Origin of the sequence: Vibrio sp. V33_P6A3T137, assembly GCF_009904835.1 — a bacterium.
GTDB lineage: Bacteria > Pseudomonadota > Gammaproteobacteria > Enterobacterales > Vibrionaceae > Vibrio > Vibrio metschnikovii.
This window is the reverse complement of sequence record NZ_WXWK01000057.1, coordinates 16,878-26,304: the sequence shown is the minus strand read 5'-3', so window position 1 is coordinate 26,304 and position 9,427 is coordinate 16,878. Positions and strand designations below refer to the sequence as shown.

Sequence of the window (9,427 nt, the reverse complement as noted above, 5' to 3'; positions counted from 1 at the left end):
TGGGTGGTTTCGCTCATGATAATTCCTTAAATTGCAATTTTTACTGTGCCATAGCGTTTGAAGACGTCGGCAAATTTTAAATAGTCGGGGCCAAGGTAGGTTAAGCAGCTGCCTTTGGTTACGTTGTTATCCAGAGTGCCGTCAGGCTTGTAATACTGCACACGCCCGCCAGGGAAACATTGCGGGTACTTGAGCAGCTTTTTAAACCAGCCCTCAGAGGTGGAAGCGAAGCTGATGCAAATCGCCTGCTTGACGTTGCCAGCTTCGTATTCGTTGATCAGTTTGGTTACCCAATCCATATTGCTTGGGATGGGCTGATCGACGTGATAGCCACGGGTTTTACACGTTTTCTTTTTGCACTTGCTGCGGTCATTAGGGCAAGGCTTTTCGCCCCTATGAAACGGGTGATTCATCCAAAGGCTTTGAGCTATCCAAGGCTGCGCCAGGCCGTTGGTTTTTTCATCGAAAAATCGATCAGCCATTACCACTAGGTTGGCCGCAAATGAGCTAGCCGGATCCAACTCAATGCCGCCCATGACTTCACGGGCCGCGTTCACCCAGATTTCTGGGGTGTAATACTCAAATGTGCCTGACGTCTGGTTAATTAACTGGGATTTGTTCATCTTCAGACCTTCCTTTTATTTCTTGCTCAATCTTGGCGATGAGGATTAGGGTGTCTTTGTGTTCCATTGGGGAGTCAGACAGTTTCATTTGAGTAAGCCGAGCATGAACGCTGCGACTTACCATAAATAAGTTGTCTATGGTTGGAGCCCTTGTTTTTTCCGGCGAGTTATCATAAAAGCGGATTACATGATCGTCAGGAATTGGCCCGCGCTCTTTTTCCCAAAGAACGACATGTGCATGACGCCATAAATTCGGCTCGGCCACTTTAATAATCAGATAGCCGTCTTTTTTACACACCCGAGTTGAGCCTATAGGCTTTCTGTTATCGTTAGCGTTCGAGCGAACGCCACCAAATGCAGTTTCCTTTGCCTTGCCCCTCAAAGGGAACGACTTCCCTTTGTTATGCGAAACATGACCCTTTTCAAACTGTCCGGTTCGTCCAGATTTTATTTTGAATCGCTTACATGAGCTGGTTAGCGCACTCTTGCTTTTATTTGTGCCAAAAGTTTTATTAAATTTATTTAACCAACCGCTAACGGGGGCAGCTGGGTAATGCTCTTCAAGAAACGAAATCATCTCTTGGGTGTAATCACTTTTTCTTTTTTGCATTGCAACTGCTCCGGTATCGATGCATTTCTATAGTCGTTTTGGAATTTAGCGGCATCCAATGCTAGCGTTGCGCCGGCAATGATTTCTTTAGAGACAGTGCTAACAGCCTTAGCGCGTTTAATTTCTTCTGCCAGCGCTTCGCCTCTGGTACTTTCGTCAGAAAGGCGCTCTAACTGGGCAAATAAGTGGTCGTTAAGATCGATTAGTTTGTTTTTCATGCGCCTAGCTCCTTATTTCTTCCTGCCTGGCGAACGCGGGCAATGGTGGTTGGGTTGCGGGTATTTCTCATTGGGGTTCTGACTCGACTCATGCTTGGATCAAGTGCGTGCAAACTGGTGACAAGAACTAAAACCAAGCACAGAGCGCGACTCGCTAAAATGCCAAGCTGCCACGCTCTGCTAATCATGTGCGGTGTTGTTGTTGCCTCAAGCTTACCTTGTATGTCGAGCTCAACGGTTTTTAGTTCAGCCTTGCTGATATCGAGCGCCTGGCAAATGTCGAAATCATCTAATCCGTTGGCATAACTGACCAAGACGGCCAGTTGTTCTTCATCTAACTGATAGTTTGAATTAGCAATAACGTCAGACATGGCTTTGCTCCTTGATAGACAATTCATTTAAACCCAAAGCGATGCTTGTCATGCGCTCTCTCGCATCTTCCAAGTTGTACATGATGGCTTCTGCATATTGCTGAATTTGATCGAGCTTTTGCGGATTCATTCTGCCGTGACTTAATTCTGTGATCTGTTTTGCTAGCGCTTCGACTGCAAGCAGACTTGCCGCTTCGCGATTGACTTTCCTAACCAATTTTTTTTGCAGCGATGGCAGCTGCTCTGGGCTGATTAAATTGGTTTCAGTTAGCGAATTCATGATCTTTCCTTTTGTGGTGCTAATTTAATTCTATTGGTGGTAAATATCACAAATAGTGGTAATTGAGGGCGAAAAAAAACACGACGAACGCGCCGCGCTTTACAATTAGTTGTTATCCCAGTGCCAGTGGCCAATGTATTTGCCTGCAATGTCGAGCGCGGCAAATTGCTCAGCGTCCATGATTTGGTCAGGAAAATGTTCTTTATCAGCAGTATAGAGAGTGTAACCACCGGTTAAGTCTGGTCTTATCCATCTTAGCCAAATAAGCCCGCTATTATCGCGAATAGCAAAAATCCCATTCTTATCGACGTCTTTTTTTCGACGGTCAATGAGCGCCGCGTCACCCTCGTACAAGTCCGGCGCAAGACTGTTGTCGCGAACATTAACAAGCAAAACATCACGCTCAGGAAGTTTTTTATCTCTTAATCGATCGATATTAAAGGCCAGAAAATCGTTGCTAACGGATTGCTGAGCCGGGCTCTCGCCCTTGGCGATAATGTAGCGCCAACTGTCTGAGCTTTCGCCCTGGTGATCGGAATAGCCAGCAATATAAGCGGCGCTAGTGCCGATTGCTGAAGCAATGGCGGGAATCATGTCGAGCTTCGGTGTTCTTGCCGCGCACTCCCAGTTCAACCACCGGCTTTGACCAACGGCTGCTCGAAAGCTCGCTTCGCCAACGGTTAGCCCTGCGGCTTTTCTCGCGGCTTTAATGCGATTTGCGATCAGCTCTTTATATCTGTCATCCATAGTCTGCCCGTTTCTAGGTCACAAAGTTGGTTTTATTTGCCTTTATATTACCACACATTGCAGAGTTTGCCACAAATCGATCTTTATATTAACCACTAAATGTGGTACAAAATACCACAAAACGCAGAGAGGTAATCAAAACGTGATATTTAGTGAGTGGATAGACGCCGAGTTTGGTCATCGTGGCCGCGCTAAAGCCGCTGTTTTTTTAGGCGTGTCTTATAAGACGGTGACGAGCTGGGCAAAGCTGCACCGCTTTCCACGCTTACGAGAGCAAGAGCTCATTACTTTAAAGAGCAAGGGTAAGGTTAGCCTTGCGCATTGGCGCAGGGCTTATTTGGATAATAAAGCTGAGATGGCGAACGGAGAATAATTATGATCATTGTGTTGATGGGCGGAAACTCAGTATCGCGCTTGGCGGTAATTGGCGACTTGACGCGGATTTATAAAAATCGAATTCAGTGCATCAATCTTGCTCATTTGCCGAGTCATCACGATCGCCTGGAGCGCTTACAGCTGGAGTTAGGCCGCCATCGTCCGACGTCTTCGCACATCATTGTGGTGGTCAATAATCCTGATAGCGTTCAAGAGATTGCGTATTTTCGCAAAACTGGCGCTTACTTTGCGCACGTTTATGGTCCCTTGCCATCGATTTATCAACAAATACCGATGCAAAAAGGTGACGTCCAAATCGCTCCGATGGCTCAAGCTAAATCACGACCCGATCACGTACTTAATCCTGAGCAAGCCGTCAGTGAATTTTTACTTCGCTTACGTAAAGGAGCCGCTTAATGAGCCTGAATCTTGCCGCCGACGGAAATGAACAATTGGCTTTTATTACGGAGTGCCAGAAAAAAGCCAGCTTTTGGCTGTGGCAGTGGCGAAAAGGCAAGATCGGCCGCGTTGAAATCGATAAGCGACTCGCGCAGCTCTCTGAGCCAGAGCAGCAAGAGGTGAAAAAGTGGCTCAATCACTATCGCAACAGCAATAACTAAGGACGCGCAATGGCACTAGACCGCCACAACTTCAATCAGATCATGGAGAGCTGGGCGCGATGGGTACACCAGGGCGAATTAGTGTCCGGTTACGGCTCGCTGATGGCAAAGCTGATCGCTCAAAAAGGAGTGATGAACTTTGGTAGCACAGGTCAAAAGTCACCCGTTCTCGATTGCGTAGAGGCGCAAGTGGAAGCGGCGTTAATGGCGCTATCGCGTTCAAACAGAAAAAGCGCCGATGTAGTACGGGTTCATTACGGTGCAGTCACGCTTAAAGGGTTGCCCGCTCACGCGCTTAATCGAGATAAAGCCCACGCAATGGACATGAGCCTTAAAACTTACGAGGCGCATTTAACGCGCGCCAGAAAATACATCATCAATACACTTGGAGGTAAGCGTGCTTAAAACCAGTGATGAGCATCATCCGATTAACTGGCCGCGCTTTCAGCGACCGCCTAAAGCATCAAAAAAAACCGGCCCTGATCCGCGCGTTCGTCGCAAAATCGAGGATTATCACGAGCAGCGCCACATCAATAAACTATTTGAACTGTAAGGACGACCAATGAAAACTTTAGATGAACTTAATTTATCCCCCCTGATCGCCATCGGTGACATTGAAACCTTGGCGAAAACCCCAGACGCTAAGATTGGCGCGATTGGCGTGGTATTAATCGATGTGATCCAGGGACGCGAAGCAGGGCGATTTTACACGCCAGTATGCCTGGATAGTCAGCTTGACAGGGCAGAATCACTAGATACGGCGAATTGGTGGGAGGAGCAGCGCGAAGCCTATCCAGAAGCGTATCTTGAAATGTTTGGTGAAGACCTTGATCGCATGAGCTTGTCGTCAGCGCTGCAAGCATTATCCGCATTTCTCAAGTGCAACTTTGGCGATAAGAAAATCCAATTCATGGGCAACGGCCCCGAGTTCGACAACGTGATCTTGGCTCACGCTTACGAAGAAGCCGAACTGGAAGTGCCGTGGCACTATGCTGGCAATCAGTCGCTTAGAACCGTCGTCTGGATGGGCCGCATGCTGCGCGGCATCGATCCGAAATACAGCCTCGATTTTATTGGCTCAAAACACCACGCTTTGCATGATGCTGTCCATGAATCTCGCTATTTGCTGGAAGTCTTTAATCAACTTCGCCAGCCAGAAAACGCAGCGAGGTAAAGCGATGGCCACGGTGCAGCTGAAAATCTCTGAGGCAGCGATTAAACGCGCGCTGAAAGATGAAAGCATCACGGAGATCAACGCGATTGGTGAGCCGTTTGTGTTGCGCATTCACGCCAGCCGAGAAACGGCCAGCTGGTACCTGGTCAGTTACAAAGCCGGCAAGACTAAGCGAATCAAGCTGGCGAACTGGCCGGACCTAACCTCCGATCAGGTCAAAGAGCAGAAACAGGCATTGATTGGCAAATTAGCTCAGGGTGACACGCCCACTTTAAACGACTGGCAAACCGTTGGGGAGTTGTTGAGCTGGTACTGTGACCGCGCTTTATCGGATCGCAGCTTGAGCAAAAAGAGAAAGCTCAACATCAAAAGCAGTATCAATAAGCACTTAATACCCTGCTTAGGCAGTGAGCTGATCGGTGATGTTGATGAGTCTATGTTAGACACTGAGCTGGTTTGGCCGCTGCAAAGCCGCTATGAGCTTGGCACGGTTAAGCAGCACTTTGCACTGTTAAAACGCGCCTTTAAGCAAGCCAAAAAACTCAAACGATTATCGGTAGACCCGATCGCCAGCATGGTGTTTTCTGACTTCATTGATACAGAGATAAAGCCTAAGCCGAGCAAGCTCAGGGCCAAGGATCTGCCTGTGTTGTGGCAACGCACTTTATCGTCTAAGCCCTTTCACAAGACCTTCATCATGCTGATGCTCGGTCATGGCACGCGCATCGGTGAAACCCGCCAGTTACGTTGGGACCACATCGACATCGAGGGCCAGCGCCTCATCATCCCTGGTGACATCACCAAGACCGGCACCGAGTTGGTGATCCCGCTAACGCCTTGGATGTTTGCTTGGCTCGACCAACACAAACTGTATCAAAGCATGTGGGGGTATCGTGGCCCTTTCCTGTTTGCTAACCCAAGTAAGCGCGGCGCTATCACTGAAGCCATGGCCAACGATTGGGTAAAGACCGTTAGCCAAGGCGAGTGGACCGCCCACGACCTGCGCAAGTGCGCCCGTTCTTGCTGGGCGGATTTAGGCGTTGATTACATGGTGGCCGAAAGGCTGTTAAACCATGCGCTATCTAAGCTCGATCAGGCGTACATCCACACCTATGTCGAGCAGCAAAAACGCGAGGCATTAATGACTTGGCATGCTGAGCTAGACCGCCAAAAAAGCAAGGTTCAGACCGACACAACAGCGACACCGAGCGATTTTAACGAACGCGCCCAAGCCTTAACCGAAAAGGCGTAGGCGAATGATTGGCAACTCCTACACAAAGGAAGATATTTTTATGAGCAATTCGACAAAAACCAACTATCTCACTTGCGATGACAATCAAGACTTAGGAGTGATTTTTAACTATGACCCAACACTGGATCGGGAAGAAATTCACATTCAAAACTTTAAGATAAATCAGATAGCAATGTGCGCCGCTATCGCTAAAGAGCTGTCACGGCAGCACCCTGGGATCACGGCCGAACAAAGCCAAATGTCCGCCATCATTAAAGCCGCTGATCTGGTTTGCGATGCGGTAGAAAACCAGTTGAAAGATATCAAGCCAGTTGTTCACTGGAACTCGCCGAAAATAAAACCTGACGTTCCCAAAGGAGAAGCAAAAACCTTTTGGTTAGCCGCAAGACACAAACGTGCTGACACATGGGTTGAATTAGTTTTTTATGCTCAGTATGTAAACAAGCCAATTGAGTTTGCAGAAGATGATATTGAGCAAGAGTGCCCGTTAGATGATAGTCATTTAGTTACCATTGATGGCGATCCAGTAGAAGCTATCGGGTGGTATAGCTTGATGAATCATCCTGAATTTAGCACTTATTACGAGCCAATAGTTTTCAATGATCAGTATGAATTATTGGGCTGGGCTGAGTATCGAACTCCTGAGTTTAAGTGCCAAAAGGGAAATGTATGATTGTATTATGCAACGGAGACTTACACCGTTTTTGTAAGCCATTTATTGCCGACATTGAAAGCATAGCTTTTGCCCTAGCTCACATTAACCGCTACACAGGACATGTTGGACAGTACAGTGTAGCCCAGCATTGCGTAATGGTTTCCGAGCAACTGCCTGATGAGCTGAAATTATCAGGTTTATTGCATGACGCCCCAGAGGCATATATCGGGGACGTGTCGAAACCGCTTAAAAAATTGCTGCCTGATTATCAGAGGATAGAGCAGTTCTACCACTCTGAAATTGACCAGCAATTTAATGTCACCACCGAGCACCCTGCCATTAAAGAGGCCGATCTTAGAATGCTGATCACTGAGGCTGAAGCGTTTGGTTTACCGCTCGATGAATTCCCAAAAGCAGTCCCTTTCGATATTGAGTTTGAACTATGGAGCCCAGAACAGGCGGCTCTAATCTTTATGTTGAGCTTTAAGAGTTATAGCCGTTCGCAGAAAAAACACGCGGGGTGAATATGACAGACGACAAGAAAAAAATGGCCGCTGCCGAACGCAAGCGGCGGCAACGAAAAAGAGAGAAGGAGGCCGACATTCAAGAAGTGCGGCTAAAGCTATCCAGAGTAGAGCGAGAGCGACTATCTAAAATGTGCCAAGTTCGCGCGGGAACTTCCGAGCCTTACGACGCTGCTGAGTATGTCGCTTTATTAATTGACCGAGATTGGCAAAAGTTACAACTGCAACTCGCCGAACTGAACAGCCAGCGCTGTGAAAAATGCAAGGAGCCGCTGCCAGGCGGGTGCAATGGATTATTTAAATGGGATTCAGAGTGTTTCCATACTTGGCCAAACTATAAGGACTTAGCATTATGAAACTGAGCCATCGCAAGAAAGTAGCCAGTAAGCATGGCATTTACTGGCCATCGAGGACCAAGCAAGCCAGAGAGCTGCGCGAGGCACAGGCAAAGCTGGCCGTTAAGATTGCGCAAGTTTTTAGCCAAGAGATTTCAATATTTACTGCCGCTAACCAGATGGCCCAAGCGTTAAGCGCTTTCGTCAGCGGGGTAGCCCAAGGCATAAAGAGCGTTAAGGCTTGGATGCTAAATCGTGACGAGTCACAACAGAATGCAAATGCGCTGCATGACGGTCGCACTGTGAAAATTTTGGCCAAAACACCACGAAAAGACAAAAATTTGTAATTAGTACCACAAAACGACTTGATTCGGCTAAGGGTTTTATGTAAAGTCTCCTGTATTGTGGTTTTCTTATCTTTAGAGAGCCACAAAGATTCCTTAATAAGCCAAGGAATCGCCTAGCCAACTGACGTTGTTTATTGAAATATATTTTCAAGCCCGCCCGCCTCCTGGCGGGTTTTTTTTATTCCACTTCTCATGACTTCAAAGCCTATGCCAGACAAAGACCCAAACCAACTAAGCATGATAACGACGGCGGGTTTTCTTGCTGCGTCATTATGGGGCGGCGTTGTCGCTCATATACTGCACATCCGAAAACACAATAAGTCGTTTGTTTGGCGTGAGGCGCTGATGCAAGTGGTGGTAAGTGGGTTTTCTGGCGTGCTAACTCTTTTTTTATGCAGATATGCGGGCTCGCCCGAAATGCTAACAGGCTTTCTTGTTGGCACGTCGGGCTTTATGGGTTCGCGCGCCCTTGAGTTGTTTTCCCAAAAATTCAGCAAAATAGTGGGACACTAATATGGATGCTAAACAGCTAAGTGAGCTTGTGATCAGACCAACGCTCAAAAAGCTTGGTCTTTATAGCCTATCAGCCGAGCGGCTAATCCTCGGCACGATTTACCAAGAAAGTCTCGGCCGATTTTTAAAGCAAGTACCAAACGGCCCAGCGCTCGGACTGATACAAATGGAGCCAGAAACTTATCATGACATCTGGACTCATTTTCTGGCGTATCGCCGTGATCTGTCTAATCGCGTCACATCACTAGCAAGCGTTGATAGCCTCGGCGACAACATGCGACCCCACGAAACTCAGCTGATCAGTAATCTTGAGTTTGCCGTGGCAATGTGTCGAGTCCATTACTTGCGCGCAAGGCCAAAGCTGCCAGCACCCGATGATATTGAAGGGCTTGGCCGCTACTGGAAAGAGCATTACAACACGCACCTTGGTGCTGGAACGCCAGCGGAGTTTGTCGAAAAGTTTCCTAAGTCAATATTAAAGGAGGGCCAGCAATGAAAGTTTTTCTCTTTAAAGTTGGTAAAAATCTCTTGGCATACTGGGCGGCTCGACTGCTCACGCCTGAAGCTGTCACCGATGTTTTACTTACAGTTGCAAAGGCTCATGCAAAAAACACCAAGACAACCACTGACGACAAATTGGTCGAAGTGGTTGAGCGCTATCTGAATCAAAACAAATAAGTGACCCAAGGCTACTGGCTGCCTTAAAGCCAGTTCTAACACCGCCAAGGGCAAAGAATGCTAGTGAATCTGCGACGTCGTCGAGCGTTGCCAGGCTTAGGCCAT

At 47.7% G+C, this 9,427-nt stretch carries 20 protein-coding genes; 14 read left to right on the top strand and 6 right to left on the bottom strand.

From position 1 onward, the window contains the following. Positions 1 to 26: 26 nt before the first annotated feature. The 6 genes from CAG60_RS05580 to CAG60_RS05555 form a co-directional block, all read right to left on the bottom strand. Entirely contained in the window at positions 27 to 623 is a 597-nt protein-coding gene (locus CAG60_RS05580) for a hypothetical protein (protein WP_161425880.1), read from the bottom strand. Then, positions 601 to 1,233 carry an HNH endonuclease signature motif containing protein gene (locus CAG60_RS05575; protein ID WP_161425879.1) on the bottom strand — a complete coding sequence of 211 codons (633 nt, stop codon included), beginning with the start codon at positions 1,231 to 1,233 and terminating at the stop codon, positions 601 to 603. The genes CAG60_RS05580 and CAG60_RS05575 overlap by 23 nt, the downstream gene beginning before the upstream one ends. Continuing rightward, complete coding sequence (locus CAG60_RS05570; RefSeq protein ID WP_161425878.1) at positions 1,197 to 1,451, bottom strand: hypothetical protein; 255 nt, start codon at positions 1,449 to 1,451, stop codon at positions 1,197 to 1,199. The genes CAG60_RS05575 and CAG60_RS05570 overlap by 37 nt, the downstream gene beginning before the upstream one ends. After that, positions 1,448 to 1,822: a hypothetical protein gene (locus tag CAG60_RS05565; RefSeq protein WP_161425877.1), complete on the bottom strand. Its 375-nt coding sequence runs from the start codon at positions 1,820 to 1,822 to the stop codon at positions 1,448 to 1,450. Before CAG60_RS05565 ends, CAG60_RS05570 begins: the two co-directional genes overlap by 4 nt. Further along, on the bottom strand, positions 1,815 to 2,102 hold the full coding sequence (locus tag CAG60_RS05560; protein ID WP_161425876.1) for a hypothetical protein: 288 nt from the start codon (positions 2,100 to 2,102) through the stop codon (positions 1,815 to 1,817). Before CAG60_RS05560 ends, CAG60_RS05565 begins: the two co-directional genes overlap by 8 nt. Before the next feature lie 105 nt (positions 2,103 to 2,207). Then, a complete protein-coding gene (locus CAG60_RS05555) occupies positions 2,208 to 2,849 on the bottom strand; it encodes an XRE family transcriptional regulator (protein WP_161425875.1) in 642 nt (213 codons plus the stop codon). A 142-nt stretch (positions 2,850 to 2,991) separates the two neighbouring features. On the opposite strand from CAG60_RS05555, the gene CAG60_RS05550 reads away from it, so the two are divergent. The 14 genes from CAG60_RS05550 (at position 2,992) to CAG60_RS05485 (ending at position 9,322) form a co-directional block, all read left to right on the top strand. Further along, on the top strand, positions 2,992 to 3,222 hold the full coding sequence (locus CAG60_RS05550; protein WP_161425874.1) for a hypothetical protein: 231 nt from the start codon (positions 2,992 to 2,994) through the stop codon (positions 3,220 to 3,222). Positions 3,223 to 3,224: 2 nt separating this feature from the next. After that, entirely contained in the window at positions 3,225 to 3,641 is a 417-nt protein-coding gene (locus tag CAG60_RS05545) for a hypothetical protein (RefSeq protein ID WP_161425873.1), read from the top strand. Continuing rightward, the gene (locus CAG60_RS05540) at positions 3,641 to 3,844 is read left to right on the top strand and encodes a DUF3283 family protein (RefSeq protein WP_161425872.1); all 204 of its coding nucleotides are present in this window, start codon (positions 3,641 to 3,643) and stop codon (positions 3,842 to 3,844) included. The genes CAG60_RS05545 and CAG60_RS05540 overlap by 1 nt, the downstream gene beginning before the upstream one ends. Positions 3,845 to 3,853: 9 nt before the next feature. Beyond that, the gene (locus tag CAG60_RS05535; RefSeq protein WP_161425871.1) at positions 3,854 to 4,249 is read left to right on the top strand and encodes a hypothetical protein; all 396 of its coding nucleotides are present in this window, start codon (positions 3,854 to 3,856) and stop codon (positions 4,247 to 4,249) included. Continuing rightward, positions 4,242 to 4,397: a hypothetical protein gene (locus tag CAG60_RS05530; protein WP_161425870.1), complete on the top strand. Its 156-nt coding sequence runs from the start codon at positions 4,242 to 4,244 to the stop codon at positions 4,395 to 4,397. Before CAG60_RS05535 ends, CAG60_RS05530 begins: the two co-directional genes overlap by 8 nt. 9 nt (positions 4,398 to 4,406) lie before the next feature. Beyond that, complete coding sequence (locus CAG60_RS05525; RefSeq protein ID WP_161425869.1) at positions 4,407 to 5,018, top strand: 3'-5' exonuclease; 612 nt, start codon at positions 4,407 to 4,409, stop codon at positions 5,016 to 5,018. After that, the gene (locus CAG60_RS05520) at positions 4,954 to 6,270 is read left to right on the top strand and encodes a tyrosine-type recombinase/integrase (protein WP_161425868.1); all 1,317 of its coding nucleotides are present in this window, start codon (positions 4,954 to 4,956) and stop codon (positions 6,268 to 6,270) included. Before CAG60_RS05525 ends, CAG60_RS05520 begins: the two co-directional genes overlap by 65 nt. 40 nt (positions 6,271 to 6,310) lie before the next feature. Next, a complete protein-coding gene (locus tag CAG60_RS05515) occupies positions 6,311 to 6,943 on the top strand; it encodes a hypothetical protein (protein ID WP_161425867.1) in 633 nt (210 codons plus the stop codon). Continuing rightward, on the top strand, positions 6,940 to 7,449 hold the full coding sequence (locus CAG60_RS05510) for a hypothetical protein (RefSeq protein WP_202598525.1): 510 nt from the start codon (positions 6,940 to 6,942) through the stop codon (positions 7,447 to 7,449). The genes CAG60_RS05515 and CAG60_RS05510 overlap by 4 nt, the downstream gene beginning before the upstream one ends. 2 nt (positions 7,450 to 7,451) lie before the next feature. After that, entirely contained in the window at positions 7,452 to 7,805 is a 354-nt protein-coding gene (locus CAG60_RS05505) for a hypothetical protein (protein WP_161425866.1), read from the top strand. Continuing rightward, entirely contained in the window at positions 7,802 to 8,131 is a 330-nt protein-coding gene (locus CAG60_RS05500; protein ID WP_161425865.1) for a hypothetical protein, read from the top strand. Before CAG60_RS05505 ends, CAG60_RS05500 begins: the two co-directional genes overlap by 4 nt. 207 nt (positions 8,132 to 8,338) lie before the next feature. After that, complete coding sequence (locus CAG60_RS05495; RefSeq protein ID WP_161425864.1) at positions 8,339 to 8,644, top strand: phage holin family protein; 306 nt, start codon at positions 8,339 to 8,341, stop codon at positions 8,642 to 8,644. Between the two features lies 1 nt (position 8,645). Continuing rightward, positions 8,646 to 9,140 carry a hypothetical protein gene (locus CAG60_RS05490; RefSeq protein ID WP_161425863.1) on the top strand — a complete coding sequence of 165 codons (495 nt, stop codon included), beginning with the start codon at positions 8,646 to 8,648 and terminating at the stop codon, positions 9,138 to 9,140. Continuing rightward, entirely contained in the window at positions 9,137 to 9,322 is a 186-nt protein-coding gene (locus CAG60_RS05485; RefSeq protein ID WP_161425862.1) for a hypothetical protein, read from the top strand. The genes CAG60_RS05490 and CAG60_RS05485 overlap by 4 nt, the downstream gene beginning before the upstream one ends. Positions 9,323 to 9,427: the final 105 nt, after the last annotated feature.

Excerpts from the sequence above, each read along its gene's own strand:
- CAG60_RS05580 (WP_161425880.1), bottom strand. The coding sequence starts at position 623 with ATGAACAAATCCCAGTTAATTAACCAGACGTCAGGCACATTTGAGTAT.
- CAG60_RS05575 (WP_161425879.1), bottom strand. The coding sequence starts at position 1,233 with ATGCAAAAAAGAAAAAGTGATTACACCCAAGAGATGATTTCGTTTCTT.
- CAG60_RS05570 (WP_161425878.1), bottom strand. The coding sequence starts at position 1,451 with ATGAAAAACAAACTAATCGATCTTAACGACCACTTATTTGCCCAGTTA.
- CAG60_RS05565 (WP_161425877.1), bottom strand. The coding sequence starts at position 1,822 with ATGTCTGACGTTATTGCTAATTCAAACTATCAGTTAGATGAAGAACAA.
- CAG60_RS05560 (WP_161425876.1), bottom strand. The coding sequence starts at position 2,102 with ATGAATTCGCTAACTGAAACCAATTTAATCAGCCCAGAGCAGCTGCCA.
- CAG60_RS05555 (WP_161425875.1), bottom strand. The coding sequence starts at position 2,849 with ATGGATGACAGATATAAAGAGCTGATCGCAAATCGCATTAAAGCCGCG.
- CAG60_RS05545 (WP_161425873.1), top strand. The coding sequence starts at position 3,225 with ATGATCATTGTGTTGATGGGCGGAAACTCAGTATCGCGCTTGGCGGTA.
- CAG60_RS05540 (WP_161425872.1), top strand. The coding sequence starts at position 3,641 with ATGAGCCTGAATCTTGCCGCCGACGGAAATGAACAATTGGCTTTTATT.
- CAG60_RS05535 (WP_161425871.1), top strand. The coding sequence starts at position 3,854 with ATGGCACTAGACCGCCACAACTTCAATCAGATCATGGAGAGCTGGGCG.
- CAG60_RS05525 (WP_161425869.1), top strand. The coding sequence starts at position 4,407 with ATGAAAACTTTAGATGAACTTAATTTATCCCCCCTGATCGCCATCGGT.
- CAG60_RS05520 (WP_161425868.1), top strand. The coding sequence starts at position 4,954 with ATGAATCTCGCTATTTGCTGGAAGTCTTTAATCAACTTCGCCAGCCAG.
- CAG60_RS05515 (WP_161425867.1), top strand. The coding sequence starts at position 6,311 with ATGAGCAATTCGACAAAAACCAACTATCTCACTTGCGATGACAATCAA.
- CAG60_RS05510 (WP_202598525.1), top strand. The coding sequence starts at position 6,940 with ATGATTGTATTATGCAACGGAGACTTACACCGTTTTTGTAAGCCATTT.
- CAG60_RS05505 (WP_161425866.1), top strand. The coding sequence starts at position 7,452 with ATGACAGACGACAAGAAAAAAATGGCCGCTGCCGAACGCAAGCGGCGG.
- CAG60_RS05500 (WP_161425865.1), top strand. The coding sequence starts at position 7,802 with ATGAAACTGAGCCATCGCAAGAAAGTAGCCAGTAAGCATGGCATTTAC.
- CAG60_RS05495 (WP_161425864.1), top strand. The coding sequence starts at position 8,339 with ATGCCAGACAAAGACCCAAACCAACTAAGCATGATAACGACGGCGGGT.
- CAG60_RS05490 (WP_161425863.1), top strand. The coding sequence starts at position 8,646 with ATGGATGCTAAACAGCTAAGTGAGCTTGTGATCAGACCAACGCTCAAA.
- CAG60_RS05485 (WP_161425862.1), top strand. The coding sequence starts at position 9,137 with ATGAAAGTTTTTCTCTTTAAAGTTGGTAAAAATCTCTTGGCATACTGG.